Below are 25,743 nucleotides of genomic sequence, written 5' to 3' on the forward strand. Positions count from 1 at the left end.
GACGGCGCCGACCACCGCCAGGGCAGTGCGCAGTGGTCGGCGGGCGATCCGGAGCAGTCCCGGCCTCAGCGGCGTCCGAGGCGACGCTCGCCGCCGCTGCCCGTGCGGTACTCGAGGCCGTAGTGCTGGAACAGCTCGGGCTCGGTCGCGGCGTCGAGCTCACCGTCGGTCGCGATGGAGGGCGCGTCCTTCACGAGCTTCTTCGGGAAGGTCACGCGCAGGTGCTTCGGTGCGACGGTCGCCCCGACGAGGGGGACGAACACGAGCTTCTGGAAGCCGACCATCCCGGTCGTGAGCGCACCGAACGCCGGCTCGGACGTGGCGGTGTCGTAGTAGATGCTCTCGAGCGTCCCGACCTTGTCCTCGGCCTCGTCGACGACCGGCAGGCCGATCCAGTCACGGATGTTGGCGGCTTCGAACACGAAGGACTCCTTCCGAGTGCCCGGTGGGTCCGGGTGGCTCTCGGTTGACGCTACCGGTCGGTCGCCTGTGCGGTCACCCCGAGCACGTCGAGCCGGTCCACCGCGGCGAGCACGTCGGCCGCGCTGACCGCCAGGATCGCCGGGTCGGGGTCCTCGGCGAAGACGTCGCCGCGCCGGACCGAGGCATCGGTGAGGACGACGTGCGGACCCGACGCGGGCGGCCCCCAGGCCTCCGGCGGCGCCGGGCCGAAGAGCACCACCGACGGCACGCCGTAGGCGGTCGCGAGGTGCGCCGCACCCGTGTCGACGGTGACGACGAGCCGCGCCGCGGCGATGACGCCCGCGAACTCCTGCAGCTCCAGGGAGCCGGCCAGGACCGCCCCCGGCGCCAGGCCGGCCGCGTCCGCGACGGCACGTGCACGGACGACGTCGTCCGCGCCTCCCGTCAGGACCACGTCGGCACCGCGCTCCCGCAGTCCGCGCACCACGTCGGCGAAGCGGTCCGTGGGCCAGTGCCGCGCCCCGTGGAAGGCACCGACGTGGACGACCGCGGCGTCGGCGACGACGGGCGGTGCCGAGGGGCGGTCGACGGCCACGTCGTCGGCGTCGGCGGGGACGCCGTGCCAGGTGAGCAGGTCCGCCCAGCGGTCGCGTTCGTGCACGTCGGACGGCCACTCGGGACCGTCGTGTCCGTGGGTCGGGTCGGCGTGCCCGATGACCCGACGGGGCTGCAGGGCGGCGATCAGGTCGGACGACTCGGGGCCGGCGCCGTGCAGGTTCACCGCGACGTCGACCGTGCCTGCGGGGGCGTTGATCGGGTGGTCGAGGCCGTGCTGCGCCAGGTGGACGTCCACGGCGGGGACGAGCTCGACGACGGGCGCCAGCCACGCCGTCGTCGCGAGGGTGATGCGGTGGTCCGGGAAGGCCCGTCGCAGAGCGCGGAGCGCGGGGACGGCGACCAGGAGGTCGCCGAGCTTGATGGCGCGGAGGACGACGAGCTCCGGGCGTCCGTCGGTGGCGGGCAGGGTCTCGAGTGCGGTCACGGGCGCGACGGTAGGCGGTGCCCGCTGGTGGCGTCGGCTGCGGGCGCGTTCCCCGGCTGTCCTGAGCCGGCACGCGGCCGCCGACCGGTACTCCGGTGCCATGCCCCTCGCTCCGGACCGCGCGATCCGCGGCCTGCTCTTCGACCGCGACGACACCCTCGTCGTGGACGTCCCGTACAACGCCGACCCGCGCCTGGTGGTGCCCGTCCCCGGTGCCCGTCGCGCCGTGGAGCGGGCTCGTGCAGCCGGGCTGCTGCTCGGCGTGGTCACGAACCAGTCCGTGGTCGCGAAGGGCCTGGCGACGCGCGAGCAGGTCGACGCGACGAACGCCCGCGTGGACGCGCTCGTCGGGCCGTTCGACGTCTGGTGCGTCTGCCCGCACGACGCCGGCGACGACTGCGCGTGCCGGAAGCCGCGGCCGGGCATGGTCTTCGACGCCGCCGAGCGACTCGGGGTCCCGCCGGACACGCTCGTGCTGGTCGGCGACATCGGCGCCGACGTGCAGGCGGCGCGGGCTGCAGGGGCGCAGGGCGTGCTCGTGCCGACCCCGCGCACGCGGCCCGAGGAGGTCGACGACGCCGAGACCGTCGCGGCGACCCTCGCCGAGGCCGTCGACCTGGTGATCGCCGCGGCCGGACCGTCGACCGTCAGGACGGACCGCACGTGAGCCGTCCCCGCGTCCTGGTGGCGCGCCTCGACTCGTTCGGTGACGTCCTGGTCGCCGGCCCCGCCGTCCGCGCCGTCGCCGCCGGGGCCTCGCACGTCACGATGCTCTGCGGGCCGCAGGGCGCCCCGGCCGCCGACCTGCTGCCCGGCGTGGACCGCGTCCGGGTGTGGGCAGCGCCGTGGGTCACCGAGACCGCGCGGCCGATCGACGACGCCGTGCTCGCCGAGTTCCGCGCGCTCGTCGTCGAGGAGCGACCCGACGAAGCGGTCGTCCTCACCTCGTTCCACCAGTCGCCGCTGCCCCTGGCGCTACTCCTGCGCCTCGCCGGTGTCCCCCGCGTCTCCGGGGCCTCGGTCGACCACCCGGGGTCGCTCCTCGACGTCCGCCTGCGACCCGGCGAGGACCTGCCCGAGGACGTCCCCGAGCCCGAGCGTGCGCTCCGGATCGCCGACGCGGCCGGGTTCCGGCTGCCGTCGGAGGACGACGGGAGGCTCGTGGTGCGTCACGACGCCGTCGCACCCCGGTCCGTGGCCGGGCTGGGACGGTACGTGGTCGTGCACCCCGGCGCCAGCGTCCCCGCCCGGTCGTGGCCGGCATCGCACCACCGGGAGCTCGTCGCCGCGTACGCCGAGCGTGGCGTGCCCGTCGTCGTCACCGGCTCCTCCGGGGAACGCGACCTGACCGCCGCCGTCGCCGGTGCCACCGGCATCGACCTCGGCGGTCGGACCACGCCCGCCGAGCTCGCCGCGGTCCTGGCCGGTGCCGAGGTCGTCGTCGTCGGCAACACCGGGCCGGCGCACCTCGCCGCGGCGGTCGGCGCACCGATCGTCAGCCTCTTCTCGCCCGTCGTCCCCGCCGTCCGGTGGGCACCGTACGCACCGCTGGTCGAACTGCTCGGGGACCAGGCGGCTCCCTGCCGGCTCAGCCGAGCCCGGGAGTGCCCCGTCGCGGGGCACCCGTGCCTGTCCACGGTGCGCATCGAGGACGTGCTCGCGGCCCACGAACGGCTGCTCGACCGCGCTTCGCGGATGGAACCGAGAAGTCTGCGGAGCGCGCCAGAAGGTGCTGCGTAGCGTCCGCCACTGCTCCCCCTTCTCCTCGTGCCCGACCGACCGAAAGGCCCCGCATGCGCATCCTCGTATGGCACGTGCACGGCGGCTGGATGGACGCGTTCGTCCGCGGCCCGCACGAGTACCTGATCCCGACCACGCCAACGCGCGACGCGTGGGGCCTGGGACGTGGCGGGCGCGCCTGGCCGGCGTCGGCGATCGAGATCGACCCCGTCGACGTCGCCGACGCCGAGGTCGACGTGGTCGTCCTGCAACGCACCGAAGAACTCGACGCGGCGAAGCGCCTGCTCGCCGGTCGCGACGTGCCGATCGTCTTCGTCGAGCACAACGCGCCCCGCATCGACGTGCCGAACAGCCTGCACCCGTTCCGCGACCGCGACGACCTGACCATCGCGCACGTCACGCACTGGAACGCGCTCATGTGGGACTGCGGCACCACGCGCACCACGGTCGTCGAACACGGCGTCGTCGACCCCGGCCCGCGCTACACCGGCTCGCTCGACCGCCTCGGCGTCGTCATCAACGAGCCCGTCCGTCGGGACCGCGTCGTCGGTACCGACCTGCTCCCCCGCTTCGCGGCCGTGGCGCCCGTCGACGTCTGGGGCATGGGCACCGAGCGGCTGCCGGAGGTCGGCTTCGGCGACGCCGTGGTCGCCCGCGGTGACGTGCCCTCCGACCCGATGCACACGGCCCTCGCGGAACGCCGCGCGTACGTCCACCCGAACCGGTGGACCTCGCTGGGGCTGTCCCTCCTCGAGGCGATGCACCTGGCGATGCCGGTGCTGGTGCTCGCGACGACGGACGCGGCCCGCACGGTGCCGGGCGAGGCCGGCGCGATCGCGACGGACGTCGAGGAGCTGGTGCGGGCCTCCCGGATCCTCATCGAGGACCCCGACGAGGCGCGCCGACGGGGTGCCGTGGCGCGGGAGGCCGTGCTCGCACGGCATGCGCTCGGCCGCTTCACCGCCGACTGGGACGACCTGCTCGACGACGCCGTGACCCGCGGCGCCCGGCGCGACCGGGCGGCGTCGGCCCCGACTTCGGCCACGACTTCGGCCGCGACTTCGGCCACGACGTCGGCCACGTTCGAGGGGAGCCTTCGATGAAGATCGCGATGGTGTCGGAGCACGCGAGCCCGCTCGCCGTGCTCGGCGGCGTCGACGCCGGTGGACAGAACGTCCACGTGGCCGAACTGTCCGGGGCGCTCGCGGACCGCGGGCACCAGGTGACCGTCTACACCCGGCGTGACGACGCATCCGCGCCGGTCCGGGTGCCGCTGCGACCCGGGGTCGACGTCGTGCACGTCGACGCCGGTCCGGCGCGGCACGTGCCGAAGGACGAGCTGTTCCCCTTCATGGGGACGTTCGCGTCGGTGCTCGCCGCGGAGTGGTTCGTGGACCGGCCCGACGTCGTGCACGCCCACTTCTGGATGTCCGGGCACGCGGCACTCGACGCCGTCGCGCAGGTGCAGGCCCGGACCGGCGGCACCCGCATCGCCGTCGCGCAGACCTTCCACGCGCTCGGCGTCGTGAAGCGTCGGCACCAGGGCTCGGCCGACACGAGTCCCGCCGAGCGCGAGTGGCTCGAACCGGCCGTCGGACGGAGCGCCGACCAGGTCGTCGCGACGTGCTCCGACGAGGCCTTCGAGCTCAAGGCCCTCGGCGTCCCCCTGCAGCGCATCTCCGTCGTGCCGTGCGGCGTCGACGTGGCGCTGTTCCGCCCCGACGGACCCGTCGAGGAGCGCGGCCGTCCGCAGCGGGTGCTCACCGTGTCGCGGCTGGTCCGGCGCAAGGGCGTCGGCACGACCATCGCCGCGCTCGCCGCCCTGGTCGCCGAGGGGCGCGACGTCGAACTCGTGGTCGTCGGCGGTGCCGGTGTCGCCGGGGCTGACCTGGTGGACGACCCCGAGTACCAGCGGCTCGACGCGCTCGCCCGGTCGCTCGGGGTCCGTGACCACGTGTCCTTCCGCGGACAGCTGGCGCAGCACGAGATGCCCGCCGTGTACCGGAGCGCCGACGTCGTGGTCTGCGCACCCTGGTACGAGCCGTTCGGCATCGTCCCGCTGGAGGCGATGGCCTGTGGTCGACCCGTCGTCGCGTCGAGTGTCGGTGGGCTCATCGACACCGTCGTCGAGGACGGCACGGGCCTGCACGTCCCGCCGCGCGACGAGGCCGAGGTCGCCGCTGCCGTCGGCGCCCTGCTCGATGACCCCGACCGCCGCGGATCCCTCGGCCGGGCCGGCCGCGCACGCGCGGAGTCGCGGTACACGTGGCAGAAGGTCGCCGCGGACAGCGAGCGCGTCTACGAGCGGCTGCTGGCCGGTGCGGTCGCCGTGGCCGCACCGACCACCACGGCGGGTGCAGCGCAGCGCACCACCACGGCGGGCGCACCGCAGCGCACCGCCACCCACGCCGGACGGGTCCCGCGTGCTGCACAGCCGACCGAGAGGACCGCCCGATGACCATCGACCAGCAGCCCGGCATCGACGAGCACACCACCGCGAGTGCACGCATCGTGCTCGACCACGTCGCCGCCTCGGTCCCGGTGATCGCCTCGCTCGTCGACCACCACGACCACATCGCCGCCTGGGCCGACGACATCGCGGCCCGACTCGTCGCGGGTCGCCGCCTGCTCGCCGCGGGGAACGGCGGGTCGGCCGCCGAGGCGCAACACCTGACCTCGGAGCTCACCGGACGGTTCGACGGCGACCGCCCCGCCTACTCCGCGATCTCGCTGCACGCGGAGACCTCGGCCGTCACGGCGATCGGCAACGACTACGGCTTCGACCAGGTCTTCGCCCGACAGGTGTCGGCGCACGCCCGGGCGGGTGACGTCGTCGTGCTGCTGTCGACGAGCGGCAGGAGCCCGAACCTGCTCCGCGCCGCCGAGGCCGCCCGAGCCGTCGGCGCCCGGACGATCGCCATGACCGGGCCCCGGCCGAACCCCCTGGCCGAGGCCGTGGACGACGCGATCTGCATCGCGGGGCCGTCCGCCAACGTGCAGGAGGCGCAGCTCGTGCTCGTGCACGCCCTGTGCCGGGCGATGGAGCCCGCGCTGCGCCGCGGGGTCCGGCGATGACGCCGCAGCGGCCGGCAGCGCCGCAGCCGCCGGCAGCGCAGCGACCGGCAGCGCAGCACCGCGCGGCGGGTCGTCGCCTGCGGATCGTCGTCGTCGGCGACACGTTGCTCGACGTCGACGTGGCCGGCACCAGCGATCGGCTCAGCCCGGACGCACCCGTGCCCGTCGTCGACGTCACGACCGACGACCGCCGCGCCGGGGGTGCCGGACTCGTCGCCACGATGCTGGTGCGTGACGGACACGACGTCACCCTGGTCACCGTCCTGGGCGACGACAGCCGCGCGCAGGAACTCCGCGACCTGCTCCCCGACGTCACCGTGGTCGCCGAGTCCTCCGGTGCCCCGACGCCGGTGAAGACCCGCGTGCGCGTCGTCGACCACGCGCTCATCCGCATCGACGAGGGCTGTGCGACCCCGCCCGTGCCCGAGGCCACCGACGCCATGACGGCCGCCCTCGACGACGCCGACGCGATCGTCGTCGCCGACTACGGCCGCGGGGTCGCTGCGGCTCCGGCGCTGCGGGAGGCTCTCGCGCGCGTCGCCGAGCACACCCCCGTGGTCTGGGACCCGCACCCGAAGGGCGCCGCACCCGTTCCCGGCATCACCGTGGCCACCCCGAACGCCGCCGAGGCCCGCCGGTTCACCGACGTCGAGGGCCACGGCGTGCCCGTCGCGACCGTGCCCTTCGCGACCGTGGCCGCGGCGGCCCTCGTCGAGCAGTGGGGCGTCGGCGCCGTCGCGGTGACGCTCGGCGATCGCGGAGCACTCCTCGCCGACGACCGTTCGGACAGCCGCTTCGTGCCGGCACCCTCCGTCACCGCCGGCGACCCGTGCGGCGCCGGCGACCGGTTGGCGGCCGGTGTCGCCGTCGCACTGGCCGGTGGAGCGGACGTCCCCGACGCCGTCGCCGCCGGCGTGGTCGCGGCCTCCGAGTACCTGGCCGCCGGCGGAGTCACCGCGCTCTTCGCCGACGACGGCCCCGCGCCGCTGCGGGTACCGGGAGCCGACCGCGACGCGCTGCGCACCGTGCACGAGGTCCGGAGCGCCGGCGGCACCGTCGTCGCGACCGGCGGCTGCTTCGACCTGCTGCACGCCGGGCACGCGCGCACCCTCTCGGCAGCGCGGGCACTCGGCGACTGCCTGGTCGTGTGCCTCAACTCGGACACCTCGGTCCGGGCGCTCAAGGGTCCGGACCGACCGATCATGACCCAGGACGACCGCGTCGAACTCCTGCTCGCCCTGGACTGCGTCGACGCCGTCGTGGTGTTCGACGAGCACACCCCCGACGAGGCCCTCCGCCGCTTCCGCCCGGACGTCTGGGCGAAGGGCGGCGACTACACCGCGAGCGAGCTGCCCGAGGCCGCGACCCTCGCCGAGTGGGGCGGACGAGTCGTCACCGTCCCGTTCCACCCCGGCCGCTCGACGACCCGGCTCGCCGCAGCCCTCGAACACGTCGGCTGAGCCCGACGGATCCACGCCCCTACGGAAGGAAGTCCATGCCCGTCCCCACCACCCCCATCGGTCGCATCCTCGTCACCGGCGGCGCCTCCGGACTCGGCGCGGCGGTCGTCGTCGCGGTCGTCGAGGCCGGCGGCACCCCGATCGTCCTCGACCTGCGCGTCGACGCCGTGTCCGAGGGCATCGACGCCGTGGCCGTCGACGTGTCGGACACCGACGCGGTCGAGCAGGCGGTCCGCCAGGCGGCCGAGCGTCACGACGGACTCGACGCGGTCGTGACCGCCGCGGGGATCGACACCCCGGCACCGATCGACGCGATCTCCTCCGGCAACTGGGAGAAGATCGTCGCGGTCAACCTCATCGGCACCGCCTCGGTCGTCCGCGCCGCACTGCCCGCCCTCGAGGCAGCGCACGGACGTGTGGTCACGATCTCGTCGTCGCTCGCCCTGCGCGGCGTCGGCGACGGCACCGCGTACTCGGCGTCGAAGTTCGGCGTCCGCGGCTTCTCGCAGGCCCTGGCCGCCGAGACCGCCGGCCGCATCGGTGTCACCAACGTGATCCCGGCCGGCATGCGCACGAACTTCTTCGCCGACCGCACCGAGCAGTACAAGCCGGGTCCGGACGCGCAGCTCATCGAGCCCGAGTACGTCGCGAACGCGATCCTCTTCGCGCTGTCGCAGCCGGCCGGTTGCGAGATCCGGGAGCTGTCGATCATGCCCGCGACGGAGCCGAGCTGGCCGTAGGCGCTCGCTGCGCGCCGCGCCGCTGCCTGGTGCGTTGGTTTTCGCCACGGGGCGGACGGGAGGCACCTGCCGGGTTGGCACCGTGCCTCCCGTCCGTCGGTCTTGTCACGTTGCCTGCGCGGTGCGGCTTGCGTCGTTTGGTGCGGGGTTGACGGCGTGGTGCGCGCTTGCAGCGCCGCACGCAGCGGTCAACGGCGCGCCGGGTGGCGACGTGCGCACGGTGCGGACGGGAGGCGCGGTGCCGGGTTGGAACCGTGCCTCCCGTCCGTCCGTCTTGTCACGTTGCCTGCACGGTGCGGCTTGCGTCGTCTGGTGCGGGGTTGACGGCGTGGTGCGCGCTTGCAGCGCCGCACGCAGCGGTCAACCGCGCACGGGGTGGGGACGTGCGCACGGTGCGGACGGGAGGCGCGGTGCCGGGTTGGCACCGTGCCTCCCGGCCGTCGGTCTTGTCACGTTGCCTGCGCGGTGCGGCGTGCGTCGTCTGGTGCGGGGTTGACGGCGTGGTGCGCGCCTGTGGCGCCGCACGCAGCGGTCAACCGCGCACCGGGTGGGGACGTGCGCACGGTGCGGCTTGCGTTGCCTGGTGCGGGGTTGACGGCGTGGTGCGCGCTTGCAGCGCCGCACGCAGCGGCCAACCGCGCACAGGGTGGCGACGTGCGCACGGTGCGGTCAAACGGTGCGCAGCAGGTCGGCGGCGTCGTCGAGGACCAGTTGCGGGTCGACCTCGTCGACGTAGGACGGGTCGTGCGCGCAGCGCTCGGCCGTCCACCCCACCTGCGTGACGTCGACTCCGCAGACCGGGCAGCGCGTGACGTAGGACAGGTGCACGCGGTGGCGCCCGCGGTCGAACGGCCCGGCGTTGACGACGTTGCCGAACCAGAACACGCCGACGGTGGGCGTCCCGACGGCGACCGCCAGGTGCCGCGGGCCGGAGTCGTCGCCGACCATGACGTCGGCGGCGGCGAGCACGGCGGGGAGCTCGCGGAGCGGCACGGCACCGGTCAGGTCGTGCACGCGTCCGGCGAGGTCGGCGGGCAGCGCGTCGACGATGGCGGTGGACGCCGGCACGTCGGACGCGTCGCCGACGAGCACCACGTCGTCCCCGGCGGCGAGCCGGACACGGGCGACCTCGGCGAAGCGCGAGGGGCTCCATCGGCGACGCGGATCCGTCGCTCCGGGGTGGATCGCCAGGAGCCGGGTGCCGTCCCCGGCGACCCCGAGCCGCTCGCGGACCGCCGCCCGCTCGTCGTCGGACACGTGCACCCGCGGATCGAGCGTGACGGGGGCGGCCCCCGCGAGCGACACGACCTCGAGGGCACGCAGGACCTCGTGCTGGTAGTACACGTAGCGCACCCAGCGCTCGAGGACCTCGGCGTCCGCGGTCGCGGTGCCGACGGTGTGCCGGGCGCCGAGGCGGAGCAGGAACGGGTTCGAGTTGCGACCCCCACCGTGCAGCTGCACCGCGAGGTCGAACCGGCCGGACAGCCGCGCGAAGAAGTCCTCGGCATCAGGAGCGTCGTCGCCGGCGTCGCGGACACCCGGAGCGACCGGGAGTTCCTCGAAGGCGTGCACGGCGTCTGTCCGGCCGCCCAGGACCGCTGCCGCGGCGGCCGTACCGAGGAGGGTGATGCGCGCGTCCGGGTAGGCGGCGGCGAGGGCCTCGAAGGCCGGTACGGCGAACATCAGGTCGCCGAGGCCCCCGCCGCGGAGCACCGCGATCTCGGTCACGCCGTCGAACCGTTCTCCGCCCACACCGATCTGCTGCACGCTTCTCGTCTACCGGTCGGATGCCGGTGGGACGTCCAGCACCGGGCGACGGACGGCCACCGATGGACACGAAGCGCGGAGTCGAGTCGGCACACAGCGGTGTCCGAGCACCGTCTGACCCCCGTAGGCCCTCCGGAAGGACACCATGACGATCGCACCCGCAGCTGCCGACGCCGCCACGGACCTGGTGGTGACCGACCCCGTCGACGGGACGGTCGCGTCGACCGTGCCCCGTGCCTCCGAAGCCGAGATCCGCGACGCGGTCGCCCGCGCCCGCGCCGCTGCGGGCCGTTGGGGGCGCACCGCCCCGGCCGAGCGCGGCGCACTGTTGCACGCGGCGGCCGAGCACGTGCGCGCGCACGCCGAGGAGCTCGCCGAGCTGAACACCCGCGAGACCGGCAAGGTACCGGGTGACGCACTCGGTGGGGTCGAGGCCGGCGTCGGGACCCTCGTGCAGTACGCCGAGCTCGGACCGGTGCACCGCGGCGAGGCGCTGCGCGGGCAGTTCGGGGCCGCCGACTGGGCCGTCCCGCACCCCCGCGGCGTCGTGCTCGTCCTCACTCCGTGGAACGACCCGGTCGCCGTGGCCTGCGGGATCCTCGGTGCCGCGATCGTCACCGGCAACACCGTGGTGCACAAGGGCAGCGAGCGGTCCCCCGCCACCATCGCGCGCCTGAACGCGCTGCTCGCCGAGGTCCTGCCCGACGGCGTGCTCGTCGGCGTGGACGGGGACGGGTCCACCGGCGAGCTGTTGCTCGCCCAGGAGGGCATTGACGTCTACGCGCACGTCGGGTCCACCGCGACCGGTGACCGGCTGTCCGAGGTCGCCGTCGCGACCCGAGCCCACGTGATCCGTGAGAACGGCGGGAACGACGCGGTCGTCGTCGACGCCGACGTCGACCCGGAGTGGGCCGCCGCCCAGGTGGCGCTCGGTGCGTTCGCGAACACCGGGCAGATCTGCACCAGCGTCGAACGCGTCTACGTGCACCGCGACGTGGCCGAGCCCTTCGTCGCCGCCCTCGTGGCCGAGGCGGAGCGCCGCACCGCCGCACCCGCGACGACCTACGGTCCGCTGGTCGACGACCGGCTGCGCAGCACCGTGCAGGCGCACGTCGACGACGCCCTGCAGCGCGGTGCCTCGGCGCGGACCGGTGGGGTCACCCCGGACGGCGTCGGGTCGTTCTACCCGGCGACCGTGCTCACCGGGTGCACCGATGACATGCTCGTGATGACCGAGGAGACTTTTGGCCCGATCGCGCCGGTCCGCGTCGTGGCTGACTTCGACGAGGGCCTCCGGCTCGCCGCCGCCGACCGGTACGGCCTGGCCGCCACCGTCCTGACGAACGACACCGGTCACGCCCTGCGCGCCGCCGCGGAACTGCCGGTCGGCACCGTCAAGGTCAACGCGGTGTTCGGCGGGGCACCGGGCGGCAGCGCCCAGCCACGCCGTGCCTCCGGAGCGGGTTTCGGGTACGGCCCGCACCTGCTCGACGAGATGACCACCACCACGGTCGTGCACCTCGAGCCCGCCCCCGCACGCACCGTCGGCGGCACACGATGAGCGTCGACGTCCGGCTCGTCCGCGACCTGGTCGCCACGATCGACGACCGCGAACCGCTCGTCGTCGTGATCGGCGACTGCATCCTCGACCGGTGGACCGTGGGCGAGGCCGAGCGGGTCTCGCGCGAGGCACCGGCACCCGTCGTCCGGGTCACCGAGACCATCGCGGTGCCCGGCGGGGCGGCGAACACCGCGGTGAACGCCCGCGCGCTCGGCGCCCGGGTCCGGATCGTCGGACTCATCGGCGACGACGAGGCCGGTGACGTCCTGCGCGAACGGCTCGAGACCGCGGGCGTCGACACGACGTTCCTGGTCGAGATCACCGGTGCACGCACCACCACGAAGTCCCGCGTGGTCGGTGGCGACCGGGTCGTGGTCCGGGTCGACGACCTGGCCGGAACCCCGACCGCCGACCACAACGAACTGCTGGCACGCGCCGTCGCCCGAGCGGTCCGGTGCGCCGACGCCGCGGTCGTCTGCGACTACGGACTCGGCGTCCGCGCCGAGGACGTCGTCCCGGTGCTCGACCGCGACCGCCCCGGGTCCATCGTCGTCGACGCGCACGACCTGCCCCGCTGGGCGCCGTTGCGACCCGACCTCGTCACACCCAACGCCGGCGAGGCCGCAGCACTGCTCGGACGCGACCTCGGAAACGGCGCCGACCGGGTGGCCGCCGTCCTGGGGGCGCGCGCCGACGTCCTCGCCCGGACCGGTGCCCGCGCGGCCGTCGTCACGCTCGACCGCGACGGCACCGTGCTGCTCGAGCCCGACACGGACGAGGGCTTCCGCACCCGCGCGGTGCCGGCCTCGGAGCAGCAGGCGTCCGGCGCCGGGGACACGTTCTGCGCCGCCGCGACGGTGGCGCTCGCGGTCGACGCGTCCGTCCGTGATGCCGTGTCCGTGGCACAGGCCGCCGCCGACGTCGTCGTCCGCGAAGCCGGTACGTCGGTCTGCAGCGCCGCCGCGTTGCTCGACTCGGTGACGGCGCCGGCCGCGACCGTCGTCGACCACGACGAACTCGCGGCCGCCGTCGAACGGGCCCGTCAGGTCGGTCGGCGCGTGGTGTTCACGAACGGCTGCTTCGACGTCGTGCACCGTGGGCACACGACGTACCTGCGCCAGGCCCGGGACCTCGGCGACCTGCTCGTCGTCGCGTTGAACGACGACGACTCGGTGCGGCGGCTGAAGGGACCGGAACGCCCGATCAACCCGGCCGAGGACCGCGCCGGGGTGATCGCCGCCCTGGCCTGCGTCGACCTGGTGACGGTCTTCGCGACCGACACCCCGATCCCGCTCATCGAACGGCTGCGCCCCGAGGTCTACGTCAAGGGCGGTGACTACTCACCCGAGATGCTCCGCGAGACGGCGGTCGTCCGCGGGTACGGCGGTGAGGTGGTCATGGTCGACTACGTCCCCGAGCACTCCACGACGGCCGTGGTCCGGCGCATCCGCGAGGCCGCGGCAGCGTCGGCCGGGTCCGCGGTGCCAGCTGCAGCGTCGGCCGGGTCCGCGGTGCCAGCCGCAGCGACCACCGCGCCCGCAGCCGCGCCCGACCCCGAGGGGACCACCGACGGAAAGGTCATACCGCAGTAGGGGGTCGTCGAGACCCCGGCGGGATGGCAGCGCTCCCGGCGCTCCGTAGCGTCGAACCCGTCGACGAGGTCCGTCGGCGGAGGGAGCGTCGCCGTGTTCGACCAGATCACCCCGTTCGTCGTCGAGTTGGCCGCGAGTCCGCTCGTCTACGTCGTGCTCGTCGCCCTGTGCTTCGTCGACGGCTTCTTCCCGCCGGTCCCGAGCGAGTCGGCGCTGGTCGCCATCGCCGCCATCGCCGCGACGTCCGGCCAGCCCGTCCTGGCCGGGGTCCTGGTGGCCGCCGCGGTGGGGGCGATCGCGGGTGACTCGGTGGCGTACTGGATCGGTCGCCGGATCGGACTCGCTCGCCTGGCGCAGTCCCGGCGACCGCGGATCGCTGCGGCGTTCGCGTTCGCCGAACGGCAGATGCAGCGCCGGTCCGCGAGCCTGATCCTGGTCGGCCGGTACATCCCCGTCGGCCGGGTCGCGGTGAACACGACCGCCGGCGCGACCCGGCTGCCCTACCGTCGCTTCCTCGCCATCAGTGCGATCGCCGGGACGGCGTGGTCCGCGACCTCGGTCGGGATCGCCCTGGCCGCGTCGCAGGTGCTGCACGAGCCGCTCGTCGCCGCCCTGGTGTCGATGGTGGTCGCGGGCGGCCTCGGCATCGCGGTCGACCGGGTCATCGGTAGCATCAGCCGCAGGCGCGACGCTCGTGCCGCCCGAGCGGCCGCCGCGAACGTCCCCACGACCGACGTGCCCACCGCGAGCACCACACCCGTCGCGCACGCCCCGTCCGCCACACCCCGCATCGTCCCCACCGGAGAGATCGTCCGACCGTGACCACCGCCCTGCTCCGCCCGCGACCGACCTGGCTGCCGCTGGCGACCCGGATCGCTCTCGTGGTCGCGGTGGTGTCCCTGTTCAGCGTCGCCGCCCCGGTGACCTCGGTCTACTACGCCGTCCCCGTCCCGCTCTCCCTGCTCGTGTCGGCGGTGCTCGCGGTCAGCATCGGCATCGCCCCGTTCGTCCCCCGAACCGCAGCCGCCGCCCACCTCGTCGGTCTCGTCGCGCTCGGCCTGCTCACCGCCCCGGTCGAGACGAGCCCGTGGCCGATCCCGGTCACCGGCATCATCGGCCTGAGCGTCCTGCTCGTCGTGCTCGGGGTCCGCTCGACCTGGCGGCTGACCGCGATCGTGTGGGCCGTCGCCGCCGTGCTCCCCCTGCTGCTCGTCGCCGTGACGCCGGGCCGCTGGGACCAGCCCGCCGTGTGGGCGACGAGCTTCGTCGTGTCCGCCGGCGACACGCTCCTGGTCGCCGCGGCAGCCGTCGTCATCGGGCAGCGCCGCAGCATCCGCCAGGAGCTCGTCGCCGCCCGCCGCGACGCCGAGCTCGAGCAGGCCCGGCGCCGCACGGTCGAGGAACGCTCCCGCATCGCCCGCGAGCTGCACGACGTCGTCGCGCACAGCATGTCCGTCGTGCACATGCAGGCGGAGTCGGCCCCGTACCGGGTGGCCGACCTGCCGCAGGAGGCCCGCGCCGAGTTCGCCGCGATCGCCGAGACCTCGCGCACCGCGCTGCGCGAGATGCGCCAGCTGCTCGGCACCCTGCGCGGGGACACCGCCGCCGAACGCGCGCCGCAGCCGGACCTCGCCGACCTGCCCGCGCTCGTGCAGGCCACCCGCGCCGCCGGCATCCCCGTCGAGCTCGACGTCGACGTCGCCGACGACGTCGACCGGCTCGCACAGCTCACCGTCTACCGGGTCGTGCAGGAGGCGCTCGGCAACGTCGCCCGGCACGCGCCCGGCGCGTCCACCGTCGTGACGGTCAGGAGGCACGGCTCGCGTCTCCGGGTCGAGGTCGCCAACACCGCTCCACCCGCTGGCACCGTGCCGGCCGCACCACCCGACGACGGTGGCTTCGGCCTGGCCGGGATGCGCGAGCGGGTGACGGCGCTCGACGGCACGATCGACCACGGCCCCGCGGCGGACGGAGGCTTCATGGTCGTGGTGACCCTGCCCGTCCGCGTACCGGCGGCCGACGGGGGAAGCCGATGACGCGGGTGATGGTGGTGGACGACCAGCAGATGTTCCGCATGGGACTGCGGGCGATCCTCCAGGCCCAGGACGACGTCGAGGTCGTCGGCGAGGCCGCGAACGGTGCCGAGGCGGTGGTCGCGGCGATCCGGCTGCAGCCGGACGTGATCCTGATGGACGTCCGGATGCCGGAACTCGACGGGATCGAGGCGACCCGACGGATCACGGCGGCGCCGACGGACCGACCCGTCCGCGTGGTCATGCTGACGACGTTCGACATCGACGACTACGTGTTCGACGCCCTGCGGGCCGGGGCGAGCGGCTTCCTGCTCAAGGACGCGAGCGCCGACGAGCTCGTCGCGGCGGTGCGCACAGTGGCCGCGGGCGAGGCACTGCTCGCGCCGCGCGTGACCCGGCACCTGGTCGAGGCGTTCGTCGCCGGACCGGTCACCGCCGCTCCGCGCACCGAGGTGCTCGACGTCCTGACCGACCGGGAGCGCGACGTGTTCCTGCTCATGGCACGCGGGCGGTCGAACGGCGAGATCGCGGGCGACCTGTTCATCGCGGAGCAGACCGTCAAGACCCACGTGGGGCGGGTGCTGGCGAAGTTGCAGTTGCGCGACCGGGTGCACGCCGTGGTGCTGGCGTACGAGGCCGGCTTGGTCCGCCCGTCCGCCTGACGCGCCGCCTCCGTCCGCCGGGCCCCCGTCCGCCGCGCCGCTCACGTCCCCCGAGGTTCCGAAATCTGCACATCTCGCGCGCCGAAACGTCGGTCCGTGGAACCTCGGCGTCGCGCCAGCGGTGTGTCGCGCGATCTCGTCGGTGTCGCAGGGCCGGCACGGGTACAGGTAACGCGCGGGTACTTGCGCGCGCAACCAGCGACGTCGCCGATGTCGTACGACATCGAGTTCGTCGCAACTGCGCGCCCGCAACGGTTGCACCCGCGGAGCGGCGACAGGGTCGTTGTCGAACGACATCGAGAGTGTCGCACCGGGTCGAAGCGGGTCGCGGTGGGCAGACGCGACGACAGACAGACGGGAGGCGCGGTGCCAGCTGGCACCGGGCCTCCCGTCAGGGGTTGGTCGCGACTCAGGCGGCGAGGTGCGCCTGCAGGAACCAGCGGTCCTTCGTCAGGCCGCGCTCGATTTCGATGACGACGTCCTGGCTGTTGAGGTCGACCTCGTCGAGACCCTCGACGGCGCGCCGGACCTGCAGCAGGGCCGCGTCGATCTGGGCGATGACCTCGGTGATGGTGACGTCAGAGTTCTGGAAACCCTGCGACAGCGGCGGCAGCGTCGTGTTGGCGGCGACGGTCGCGATGCGCGAGTCGACCGGCAGGCCGAGGGCGACGATGCGCTCCGCGGCGGTGTCGGCGTAGGCCTGGGCGTGCTCGACGATGTCGTCGAGGAGCTCGTGCACACCGACGAAGTTGCGGCCGCGGACGTGCCAGTGCGCCTGCTTGCCGTTGACGACGAGTGCCTCGAGGTCGATCACGACGGGGGCGAGGAACTGTGCCACTCCGGCGGCGAGCTCCGGCGTCGTCGAGAACGGGGACGTGGTGGTCGTGGTGCTGGTGGTGGTCGTGGTCATGTCTGAACCTCCTGCGTCGTGGTTACACCGGATCGCTGGGCCTGTCCTGACCAGTTCGGTGCTGCCGATGGACACAACCATGCCCGCTTCTCTTGTATGCCGCAAGGAAGCGGAGGCTGCCCTTACCGGCGGCGAGCAGCCGCCAGCCGGCAGCGGTCAGCCGACGAGCGTGTCGAAGCCGGCGTCGCTCAGCTCGATCTGGACGGCGGAACGCGCCCGCTCGACCCAGGGGCTGTCGGTGCACCCGATCCAGACGCTCGTGCGCGGCTCGCAGTCGGCGACGCACCACTCGGCTGCCCAGCCGGTCAGGGCGTGCGCGAGGGCCTCGCCGTTGTCGGCGAAGACGAGCGGCGACACCGCCGAGGTGCGGGCACTGCGGACCAGCCACGTCACGGTCACGCGGGGCGGCGCGGGCAGGATGCGGATCTGCTCGTCGAGGGCGACCTCGACGAAGACCTGTCCGTACGCGTTCTCCGGCAGGTCTTCGAGCTGACGGCGGATCTCCGGCAGGTCCTCGACGCCGCCGGCGATGAGGATGCGTTCGCTGGGCTGTCGCCGGGTCCGTGCCATGCTGCAACGGTAAGGCAAGCCTTACCTCATCACAAGGGCTGCTGGCCGGTTCCGGCGATCTCCACAGCCGGCACACCGAGTTCGTGTGCCAGGAAGGTCCACATCCACGACAGCGCGACGGTGTTCGTGAGCCCCGGGACGCCCTGCGCGATCTGCGTCGCGACCCCGTCGCTGTAGGCCGCGAGCTTCAGGGCCACGGTGTCCGGCTCGATCGGTCCGGCGCCGCCCGGGAACGTGCCGGCGTCGGCACCGCGGCGGATCACCCGGACCAGACAGGCCTCCCAGACGCGGATCCGCTCGGCGTACTCGGCGGCCACCTCGGGCCGACGGGCGACCGCGGTCCAGTAGTCGGACCAGATCCGCCAGTGCTGCCGGACCTGTTCGGTGTCGTCGAACAGGGGCGCCACGAGCATCCGCAACGCCTCGACGGGGTCGGACTCGGCGTCGACGGCGATGACGATCGCCCCGTAGAAGCGCTCCGTCTCGAGCACGACGACCTCGTTGAGGATCTCCGCCACGCTGCCGAAGTGGTACGTCACGGTGCCGACGGACACTCCGGCCTCGGCGGCGATGTCCCGCAGCCCCGTCGCGCCGACGCCGTTGCGGACGATGACGGCACGGGCGGCCGCGACGATCATCGCGCGCCGGACCGCGGGACGCTGCCGGACGCGCGGCGCCGCACCCGCTGCGGCGTCCACTGCCGGGCCCCGCGCAGCCGCCGCCGCCGCCCCCGGCGCAGCCCCCGCCGCGCCGGTCACGCCGAGGTCCTCGGGACGTCGTCGGCGAAGGTCTGCTCGGTGACCAGCACCTCGGGGGCGTCGGGGCCGCCGTCACGGGCCCAGGCCCGCACGGTGTTCACGACGTGGAAGGCCTCGGCGTCGGCGGTGACCTCGGAGGACGTCTCGAGCCGTGCCGACCAGTCCGGCTTCGCCAGGCCGATCGCCCAACGCGACGAGGCCACGGCCGAGTTCGGGTCGTCCGACCGGATGCGGTACGTCTCGCGGGCGTCCTCGCTGAAGACGAGCCCGTCGGGGTAGACCCGTCCGCCGCCGTACCCGGGGTCGACGTCGAGGGTCCACTCGCCCGTCTCGACGTCGTGCGTGACGGTGCGCTGGGGCAGCTGCTCGGTCGGTGCCACGCGATCGATCGCGAGCGGCGTCGACCGCTCGGGCTCGTCGAAGCGCACGTCGTCGTCGGTGTCGCGGGTCCAGACCGGCAGGCACACCTCGGACGCCGTCGGGTCGATCGTGACGGTGGCCTCGGTGCCGTGCGGCCAGACCCAGGGCCAGTAGGACGACGACACCGCGATCCGCAGGCGGTGCCCGGCGGCGAACCGGTGACCGGTCGCGACGAGCTGCACCGGCAGCGACGCCGGCTCACCGGGGACCAGCGGGTCGTTCCGGTCCATGCCGTCCCGCTTCGCCGCGTTGAGCACCCCGCGCGTCACGAGGGTCGACGAGCCGTCCGGCGCGACGTCGCACAACCGCACCGTCAGGGTGGCGCGCGGCTGGTCGCTCGTGACCGACAGGGTGACGAGCGCGTTGCCGAGCAGGTCGAACGCCCGGCCGACGGGCAGGTCGAAGCAGACGGAGCGGCCGTCCTCGGCACGCTGGTCCGGTGGCAGGTCGGTCGCGTTGCCGAACGGGAAGAACCGTCCGGCGTCGGCGCCGGTGTGCTGCGGCGACCGGACGACGACCGGCCCGTCCTCGCCGCCGCGCAGCGTCGCGAGCGGCAGCGCGCGCCGGTGCGTCGCCGCCGACGGCCACGCCTCGGCGCCGACCCACCGACCCCGTCGCGACGCGTAGTACGTCGCCGGTGCTTCGCCCTCGTTGATCCAGGCGCGGAGCGCGGGGTCCGCCTCGACGCCGGTGTCGATCCCGCGGAGCCAGCGGTCCCACCAGCGCAGCGTCTCCTGCAGGAACCCGATCGACGGTCCGGGTGCGAGACCGCGGTCCGGGTACTGGTGCGACCACGGTCCGACGATGCCCTTGACCGGGGACTGCACGTTCGACACCAGTCGGAGCACGGCGTCGCGGTACGGGTCCGCCCAGCCGCCGACGGCGAGGACCGCTGCACCGATGTTGCCGTAGTCCTCGGCGGCGCTGCCGTGCCGCCAGTAGTCGTCGCGTTCCTGGTGCGCGAGCCACACCGGCGTCATCGGGCGGTTCGACTCCAGCCGCTCGCGCCACCGGTCGACCCAGTCCGTGCCGACGACCTCGGGCCGGGGCGGCCGCGAGTTGAACGCGAACATCGTCGCGCCCCACGCCGCCATGTCGATGCCGAGCACCGCTCCGCCGACGTAGTGCACGTCGTTGTCGTACCGGTCGTCGGTCGAACACACCGTGACGATGGCCTTGAGCGCGGCGGGCGCACGCGCTGCCAGTTGCAGGGCGTTGAACCCACCCCACGAGATGCCGAACATGCCGACGGCGCCCGTCGACCACTCCTGCTCGGCGAGCCAGGCGATCACGACCTCTCCGTCGCGGAGCTCCTGCTCGCTGTACTCGTCGTCGAAGAACCCGTCTGACGAGCCGCTGCCCCGGATGTCGACCCGGACCGAGGCGTACCCGTGCTGGGCGTACCAGGGGTGCCGTTCCGAGTCGCGGGGCGCGGTCCAGTCGTCGAGCCGGTACGGCAGGTACTCGAGCAGCACCGGCACCGGACCGTCGGGCGACGCCGGCGACCAGATCCGGGTGTGCAGCCGGACGCCGTCGGGCATCGAGATCCACTCGTCGCGGACGGTCACGCCGTCCGGCAGCGAGTCCGGCGCGCCGATGGCGGTGAGGGTCGAAGCGTCGGCGTACTCCGAGCGATCGCGGCTCATGCGTCCTCCCAGTTCCGGGTCAGGTGTCCGTCGCCGTGGTCGGTCCAGCCCTCGGTGTGCCGCCAGCGCGGCACACCGTCGCCGACGTCGGGCAGCTCGGTGCTGCCCGGCTCGAGCGTCGCGGCCAGCAGCGTCGACGTGTACGGGTGGTTCGGGCCGGTGAAGACCCGCTCGGTCGGTCCGATCTCGACGATCCGGCCGCCGGTCATCACGGCGACCCGGTCGGCCACGCCCCGGACGACGGCCAGGTCGTGGCTGATGAACAGGCAACTGAGCCCGCGCGAGCGCTGCAGGTCGGCGAGGAGCGCGAGGATCCCGGCCTGCACCTGCACGTCGAGCGCGGTGGTGATCTCGTCGGCGATGACCAGGCGCGGCTCGGCGGCGAGGGCCCGGGCGATGCCGACGCGCTGCCGCTGCCCACCGGAGAGCTGCGCCGGCAGCCGCTCGGCGAACTCCGGGCCGAGGCCGACCTGGGTGAGCAGCTCGCCGACGCGCTGCCGCGAGGACGTGCCCGTGAACAGCTTGAGCGGTCGCCCGATCGCCGCGCCCACGGTGCGCCGCGGGTTGAGCGACGTGTCAGCGTTCTGGAACACGAGCTGCACCGCACGACGAAGGTCCGGGGACCGTCCGGCGATCGGCTCGCGCAGGTCGCCGCTCACGGTCCCGTCGTCGAACGAGAACGTGCCCGACTCGGCCGGCACCAGGCCGGCGAGGGCGGTCGCGAGAGTCGACTTGCCACTTCCGGACTCCCCCACGACCGCGAGCGTCTCACGCGGTGCGATCGTGAAGGAGACGCCGTCGACGGCGGCCGGCAGGCCGCGTCCGTAGCGGATCACCAGGTCCTCGGCGGTCACCACGGGACGGACGAGCGGTTCGGGAGGAACGGTTCGGCCGGCCGTGGAGGCGACCGTCGACGAGACGGTCGCCGTCTCGGGCACGTGCCCCGATCCTCCCGGCCGTCGCCCGTCCGGCACCGCGGCCAGCAGGGCACGCGTGTACTCGTGCTGCGGGGCGGCGAAGAGCGCCGCCGTGGCGGCGTGCTCGACGATCTCGCCATCGCGCATGACGGCGATCTCGTCCGCCATCGCCGACACGACCCCGAGGTCGTGGCTGACGAGCAGGACGGCCATGCCGAGCTGGCGGCCGAGGTCAGCGATCAGGTCGAGGACGGCGGCCTGGGTGACGACGTCGAGCGCCGTCGTGGGCTCGTCGAGCACGAGCACCCGCGGGCGTGCGGCGACGGCCATCGCGATCGCGATGCGCTGCTGCTGCCCGCCGGAGAGCTGGTGCGGGTAGCGGCGGACGATCGCGTCGGGGTCTGGCAGCCGGACCAACCGGACCAGCTCGGCGACGCGCTCGGGGCCGTCGGGTTCGCGGTGGGCGCGCAGGGCCTCGCGGATCTGCTCGCCGACGCGCATCGACGGGGTGAGCGCCTGGCCGGCGTTCTGCGCGACGACGGAGGCGACGCCGCCGCGGAGCTCGCGGCGGCCGGACGGTGACAGCGCGAAGACATCGTCGCCGCCGACGCGGACCGAGCCGCCGACGATCGTCGAGCCCGCCCGGAGGTGCGCGAGCAGGGTCCGGGCGACGGTGGACTTGCCGCTGCCGGACTCCCCGACGAGGCCGAGGGTGCGCCCGGCGGGGATCGCGAAGGAGACGCCGCGCACCACGGGGACCAGGCGCTTGCCGGCCGCGTAGGAGATCGCGAGGTCGTCGACGCGGACGATGGGGTCCGTGGCGGTCGCCGGTGCGGCCGGTGCGGTGTCGGTGTGCGTCATGCGCTCACTCCCTTCGTGGCGCGGTCGACGCCGAGCGACTTGCTCAGGCCGTCGGCGGCGAGGTTGAGCCCGATCACCAGGGTCGCCAGGGCGACGATCGGTGCGAGCGTGCCGAGCGGCACCACGGTCAGCGCGGTGCGGTTCTCCTGCACCATCAGCCCCCAGTCGGGCGTCGGTGGGTTGGCGCCGAAGCCGAGGAAGGACAGCGACGCGACGAGCAGCACGATCCACGAGGCCCGCATGGCGTACTCGACGAGCACCACGTCGAGGACGTTCGGCAGGATCTCGCGGAACACGATCGACAGCGCGCGTTCACCCCGGGCCCGGGCGGCCGTCACGTAGTCCTGCGTGATGACGGTGCGGGCGGCACCGCGGACGACGCGGGTCACGGCGGGCGCGTAGACGACGGTGACGGCGAGGACGATCACCCAGAGCCCGGCGTCGAAGACGGTGACGACGACCAGCAGGGCGAGGATCGACGGCACGCTGAGCAGGGCGTCGACGACGCGCATGACGGCCTCGTCGAACCAGTTGTCCGCGTACGCCGTGATGCAACCGAGCACCGTGCCGACCGCGACGGCGATCGTCGTGGCCAGGAAGGTCACGAGCAGGGCGTACCGGCCGCCGTTGAGCGTCCGCCACAGCACGTCACGGCCGTACTGGTCGGTGCCGAGCCAGTGCGTCCAGGTCGGGCCGGCGAGGACGTCGCCGGCGTTCGTGGCCACCGGGTCGTACCCGGCGATGACCGGTGCGAGCAGGGCGAGCACGACGTGCAGGGCGATGAGGCCGAGGCCGATGCTCAGCGCCGTCGAGCCGCGCAGGGGCGCGAGGGCCCCGGCGAGGACGACGCGTCCGGGGCGGCGGGTGGCGGTGGCGGTCATGCGGCGGCCTTCCTGGTGCTGCGCGTCGTGCGCGTGCGCGTGCGCGGTCGCCGCTGGCGGGTCCGCAGCTTCGGGTCGAGGGCGAGCGCCACGAGGTCGGCGGCGAGGTTGCAGACGACGTAGATGACGGCGCTCAGGAGCGCGATCGCCTCGATCGTCGGCAGGTCGCGGTTGAAGACCGACTCGAGCATGAGCTTGCCCATGCCCGGGTAGTTGAAGACGTTCTCGACGACGACGACCCCGCCGAGCAGCCAGGCGACGTTGAGCGCGACGACGTTCAGCGTCGGCAGCAGCGCGCTCGGCACCGCGTGCTTCCAGACCACGCGACGCATCGTCAGGCCCTTGAGCTCCGCCGTGGTGACGAACTCGGACGCCATCACGTCGATGGTCGAGGAGCGGGCGGTGCGCACGATGTAGGCGGCCATCGCCAGGGTGAGCACGATGATCGGCAGCCAGATCGTCGGCAGGAGTTCTCCGACCGTGGCGTCGCTCCCCCGCAGCACGACGGCGGGGAAGACCGGCAGGCCGATCGCGAAGAGCAGCACGAGCACGGTCGCGACCATGAACTCGGGCACGCTCATGACGACGAGGCTGACGATCGAGATCACCTTGTCGGACGGGCGACCCCGACGGACCCCGGCGAGGACGCCGAGCGTCAGGGAGACCGTGACGCCGACGAGCATCGCGGGGACGGCGATGAGCATGCTGTTGCGGAAGGCCGTGAACAGTGTCGGGGCGACGGGTTCACCGCTGACGAGCGAGGTGCCGAAGTCGCCGTGCACCGCACCGCCGAGCCACTGCAGGTAGCGGAGCCAGACGTTCTGGTCGAGACCGAGCGTCTCGCGCAGCTGCTTGACGGCATCGGGGGTGGCGTTCTGCCCGAGCAGCTGCTGGGCGACGTCGCCGGGGAGCGCCTGCACCGCGAGGAACACGAAGAGCGAGGCGAGCACGACCGTGAGCACGGCGATGCCGACCCGGCGGAGGACGGGGACGAGGACGTCCGACGGGGTGTTCTTGGTCGTCATCGGCGCAGTCCGATCCGGAGGTAGTCGAACTCGAAGCCGTACTCCGAGTAGTTCACGACGTCGCGGGACAGCCCCACGAGCCGGTCGCCGAACATCGGGGTCATGTCGGCCCCGTCCTCGACCACGAGCCGCTGGGCGTCCTGGTAGAGCGTCAGCCGCTTGGCGTCGTCCATCTCGGCGCGGGCATCGTCGAGCAGCCCGTCGAAGGTCTCGTTCGACCACGCGCTCTCGTTGTAGGACGAGCCCGTGCGGAAGATCTGGTTGAGCAGCTGGTCGATCGGCCGGCCGGTGAACCAGTAGCTCACCATGAGCGGCTTCTGCATCCAGATCTGCGTGTAGTACGAGTCCGAGCTCGCGTTGCGGACCGTCAGGCGGATGCCCGCGTCGGCGACGGCGTCGCGGTAGGCGACCGCCATCGGCGTGAAGACCGACTCGTAGCTCGACGTGTAGATCGAGGTCCGGAACCCCTCGTGACCGGCCTGCTTGAGCAGTGCCTTCGCCTTGTCCGGGTCGTACTCGCGGTGGTCGTCGACGAACGCGGCGAGCTGCGGCGGGACGGGGTTGTCCCACCCGGGCGAGCCGGTGCCCTGCAGGGCGGTGTCGACGATCTGCTGCGGGTCGTAGGCGAACTTCATCGCCTGGCGGACCCGCGGGTCGCTGAACTCGTCGCTCGTGGCGAGCATCGGGATCGTGTACCACTGGGCGTTCTTGGACCGGGCGACGGTGGCGCGGTCGGACGCGGACACCACCCGAGCGGTCGCGAAGTCCAGGTTCGTCTGCGAGATCAGGTCGATCTGGCCGGCGAGGAGCGCGTTCACCCGGGCGGTGGTGTCCTGGATCGAGTAGAAGTCGATGCCGTCCAGCGCGGGACGCCCGGCGAAGTGGTCGTCGAACGCCTCGACACTGCCGGCACCGGCGGGGGTGAACGCGGAGAGCCGGAACGGACCCGTCCCGATCCCGGTGCGGCCGATGTCGGCGATCGCGGCCGCCGGCACGATGTAGCACTGGTACGCGGTGAGCAGCGACGGGAACTCGGCGTTCGGCTTGGTCAGCGAGAACCGCAGCGTGTACGGGTCGGTCGCACGCATGGAGTCGGCGTCCATCACCTCGCCGAGGACCCCGGCCTGCGGGCTGCCGGTCTTCTCGTCGAGGATGTGCCGGATGCTCGCGATGGCGTCGTCCGCGGTGAAGCGGCTGCCGTCGTGGAAGGTGACGCCACGGCGGAGCGAGAACGTCCACTCGGTGCCGTCGGCGTTCGCGGACCACTCCTCGGCGAGGTCGGGCACGGTGGTGCCCTGCTCGTCGAGCTTGACGAGCCGGTTGTAGAGCGCGCCGAGGTACTCGTACGCCGACAGGGAGCTGGCGGAGTCGAGGGTCTCGGCGGCCGAGGCGGCCGGGCGCGCGATGCGCAGGCGACCGCCGCGTCGGGCGACGCCGGTGGCCGCCGCTTCGGGGATGGTGGGCGTGCCGGCGTTCGCGCCGGAGCTGCACCCCGTCAGGGTGAGCAGGCCGAGGCCGGCGAGGCCGGCGGCGCCGGTGAGGAGCGTTCGACGGCTCGGGCCGCGGGCGTTCCGGGGTTCGGGGACGATGGGCTGCATTCGGGGTGGCCCCTCCTGTAATCGTTCCGGTGAACGATAGAGGGAACCCGGCGATCCCCCAA

Annotated in this window: 23 protein-coding genes; 12 read left to right on the plus strand and 11 right to left on the minus strand. The window is 73.8% G+C overall.

Annotated features, from left to right (window positions below):
* Positions 1 to 65: 65 nt before the first annotated feature.
* Both EDF31_RS15800 and EDF31_RS15805 read right to left on the minus strand, forming a co-directional pair.
* Positions 66 to 422 (minus strand): PRC-barrel domain-containing protein, encoded by a 357-nt coding sequence (locus tag EDF31_RS15800; protein WP_111084060.1) that lies wholly within the window; start codon positions 420 to 422, stop codon positions 66 to 68.
* A 50-nt stretch (positions 423 to 472) separates the two neighbouring features.
* The gene (locus EDF31_RS15805; protein WP_131846822.1) at positions 473 to 1,465 is read right to left on the minus strand and encodes a glycosyltransferase family 9 protein; all 993 of its coding nucleotides are present in this window, start codon (positions 1,463 to 1,465) and stop codon (positions 473 to 475) included.
* A 100-nt stretch (positions 1,466 to 1,565) separates the two neighbouring features.
* Here EDF31_RS15805 and EDF31_RS15810 point away from each other — a divergent pair, with 100 nt between their 5' ends.
* The 7 genes from EDF31_RS15810 (at position 1,566) to EDF31_RS15840 (ending at position 8,480) form a co-directional block, all read left to right on the plus strand.
* Positions 1,566 to 2,132: an HAD family hydrolase gene (locus EDF31_RS15810; protein ID WP_131846823.1), complete on the plus strand. Its 567-nt coding sequence runs from the start codon at positions 1,566 to 1,568 to the stop codon at positions 2,130 to 2,132.
* The gene (locus EDF31_RS15815) at positions 2,129 to 3,205 is read left to right on the plus strand and encodes a glycosyltransferase family 9 protein (RefSeq protein WP_243650094.1); all 1,077 of its coding nucleotides are present in this window, start codon (positions 2,129 to 2,131) and stop codon (positions 3,203 to 3,205) included. The genes EDF31_RS15810 and EDF31_RS15815 overlap by 4 nt, the downstream gene beginning before the upstream one ends.
* Before the next feature lie 53 nt (positions 3,206 to 3,258).
* Positions 3,259 to 4,308, plus strand: a complete 1,050-nt coding sequence (locus EDF31_RS15820; RefSeq protein ID WP_131846824.1) for a glycosyltransferase — start codon at positions 3,259 to 3,261, stop codon at positions 4,306 to 4,308.
* Positions 4,305 to 5,663, plus strand: a complete 1,359-nt coding sequence (locus tag EDF31_RS15825; RefSeq protein ID WP_131846825.1) for a glycosyltransferase — start codon at positions 4,305 to 4,307, stop codon at positions 5,661 to 5,663. Before EDF31_RS15820 ends, EDF31_RS15825 begins: the two co-directional genes overlap by 4 nt.
* The gene (locus EDF31_RS15830) at positions 5,660 to 6,280 is read left to right on the plus strand and encodes an SIS domain-containing protein (RefSeq protein WP_123339609.1); all 621 of its coding nucleotides are present in this window, start codon (positions 5,660 to 5,662) and stop codon (positions 6,278 to 6,280) included. The genes EDF31_RS15825 and EDF31_RS15830 overlap by 4 nt, the downstream gene beginning before the upstream one ends.
* Positions 6,281 to 6,357: 77 nt before the next feature.
* A complete protein-coding gene (locus EDF31_RS15835) occupies positions 6,358 to 7,740 on the plus strand; it encodes a PfkB family carbohydrate kinase (protein ID WP_131846909.1) in 1,383 nt (460 codons plus the stop codon).
* 35 nt (positions 7,741 to 7,775) lie between these two features.
* The gene (locus tag EDF31_RS15840) at positions 7,776 to 8,480 is read left to right on the plus strand and encodes an SDR family oxidoreductase (RefSeq protein WP_131846826.1); all 705 of its coding nucleotides are present in this window, start codon (positions 7,776 to 7,778) and stop codon (positions 8,478 to 8,480) included.
* A 669-nt stretch (positions 8,481 to 9,149) separates the two neighbouring features.
* Here EDF31_RS15840 and EDF31_RS15845 read toward each other — a convergent pair.
* A complete protein-coding gene (locus EDF31_RS15845) occupies positions 9,150 to 10,247 on the minus strand; it encodes a glycosyltransferase family 9 protein (protein ID WP_131846827.1) in 1,098 nt (365 codons plus the stop codon).
* Between the two features lie 145 nt (positions 10,248 to 10,392).
* On the opposite strand from EDF31_RS15845, the gene EDF31_RS15850 reads away from it, so the two are divergent.
* From EDF31_RS15850 to EDF31_RS15870, 5 genes are all read left to right on the plus strand, one after another.
* Positions 10,393 to 11,808, plus strand: a complete 1,416-nt coding sequence (locus EDF31_RS15850) for an aldehyde dehydrogenase family protein (protein WP_131846828.1) — start codon at positions 10,393 to 10,395, stop codon at positions 11,806 to 11,808.
* Positions 11,805 to 13,400: a D-glycero-beta-D-manno-heptose 1-phosphate adenylyltransferase gene (rfaE2, locus tag EDF31_RS15855; protein ID WP_131846829.1), complete on the plus strand. Its 1,596-nt coding sequence runs from the start codon at positions 11,805 to 11,807 to the stop codon at positions 13,398 to 13,400. Before EDF31_RS15850 ends, rfaE2 begins: the two co-directional genes overlap by 4 nt.
* A gap of 93 nt (positions 13,401 to 13,493) precedes the next feature.
* Entirely contained in the window at positions 13,494 to 14,222 is a 729-nt protein-coding gene (locus EDF31_RS15860) for a VTT domain-containing protein (RefSeq protein ID WP_131846830.1), read from the plus strand.
* Complete coding sequence (locus EDF31_RS15865) at positions 14,219 to 15,436, plus strand: histidine kinase (protein ID WP_131846831.1); 1,218 nt, start codon at positions 14,219 to 14,221, stop codon at positions 15,434 to 15,436. The genes EDF31_RS15860 and EDF31_RS15865 overlap by 4 nt, the downstream gene beginning before the upstream one ends.
* The gene (locus tag EDF31_RS15870; protein ID WP_123292794.1) at positions 15,433 to 16,095 is read left to right on the plus strand and encodes a response regulator transcription factor; all 663 of its coding nucleotides are present in this window, start codon (positions 15,433 to 15,435) and stop codon (positions 16,093 to 16,095) included. Before EDF31_RS15865 ends, EDF31_RS15870 begins: the two co-directional genes overlap by 4 nt.
* Before the next feature lie 409 nt (positions 16,096 to 16,504).
* Here EDF31_RS15870 and EDF31_RS15875 read toward each other — a convergent pair whose 3' ends face one another.
* The 8 genes from EDF31_RS15875 to EDF31_RS15910 all read right to left on the minus strand — a co-directional run bounded on the left by EDF31_RS15875 (position 16,505) and on the right by EDF31_RS15910 (position 25,681).
* Positions 16,505 to 17,005, minus strand: coding sequence for a DNA starvation/stationary phase protection protein (locus EDF31_RS15875; protein ID WP_111084072.1), 501 nt, complete (start codon positions 17,003 to 17,005; stop codon positions 16,505 to 16,507).
* A 156-nt stretch (positions 17,006 to 17,161) separates the two neighbouring features.
* Positions 17,162 to 17,575: an SIP domain-containing protein gene (locus tag EDF31_RS15880; protein WP_131846832.1), complete on the minus strand. Its 414-nt coding sequence runs from the start codon at positions 17,573 to 17,575 to the stop codon at positions 17,162 to 17,164.
* Between the two features lie 29 nt (positions 17,576 to 17,604).
* Positions 17,605 to 18,333, minus strand: coding sequence for a TetR family transcriptional regulator C-terminal domain-containing protein (locus EDF31_RS15885; RefSeq protein WP_243650096.1), 729 nt, complete (start codon positions 18,331 to 18,333; stop codon positions 17,605 to 17,607).
* Positions 18,330 to 20,399 carry a CocE/NonD family hydrolase gene (locus EDF31_RS15890; protein ID WP_131846833.1) on the minus strand — a complete coding sequence of 690 codons (2,070 nt, stop codon included), beginning with the start codon at positions 20,397 to 20,399 and terminating at the stop codon, positions 18,330 to 18,332. Before EDF31_RS15890 ends, EDF31_RS15885 begins: the two co-directional genes overlap by 4 nt.
* Positions 20,396 to 22,177 carry an ABC transporter ATP-binding protein gene (locus tag EDF31_RS15895; protein ID WP_131846834.1) on the minus strand — a complete coding sequence of 594 codons (1,782 nt, stop codon included), beginning with the start codon at positions 22,175 to 22,177 and terminating at the stop codon, positions 20,396 to 20,398. The genes EDF31_RS15890 and EDF31_RS15895 overlap by 4 nt, the downstream gene beginning before the upstream one ends.
* Positions 22,174 to 23,058, minus strand: a complete 885-nt coding sequence (locus EDF31_RS15900) for an ABC transporter permease (RefSeq protein WP_131846835.1) — start codon at positions 23,056 to 23,058, stop codon at positions 22,174 to 22,176. The genes EDF31_RS15895 and EDF31_RS15900 overlap by 4 nt, the downstream gene beginning before the upstream one ends.
* Positions 23,055 to 24,083 carry an ABC transporter permease gene (locus tag EDF31_RS15905; protein WP_131846836.1) on the minus strand — a complete coding sequence of 343 codons (1,029 nt, stop codon included), beginning with the start codon at positions 24,081 to 24,083 and terminating at the stop codon, positions 23,055 to 23,057. Before EDF31_RS15905 ends, EDF31_RS15900 begins: the two co-directional genes overlap by 4 nt.
* Positions 24,080 to 25,681: an ABC transporter substrate-binding protein gene (locus EDF31_RS15910; RefSeq protein ID WP_131846837.1), complete on the minus strand. Its 1,602-nt coding sequence runs from the start codon at positions 25,679 to 25,681 to the stop codon at positions 24,080 to 24,082. The genes EDF31_RS15905 and EDF31_RS15910 overlap by 4 nt, the downstream gene beginning before the upstream one ends.
* Between the last annotated feature and the right edge of the window lie 62 nt (positions 25,682 to 25,743).

Origin of the sequence: Curtobacterium sp. PhB142 (assembly GCF_004341255.1) — a bacterium.
In the GTDB taxonomy this organism is placed as follows: Bacteria; Actinomycetota; Actinomycetes; order Actinomycetales; family Microbacteriaceae; genus Curtobacterium.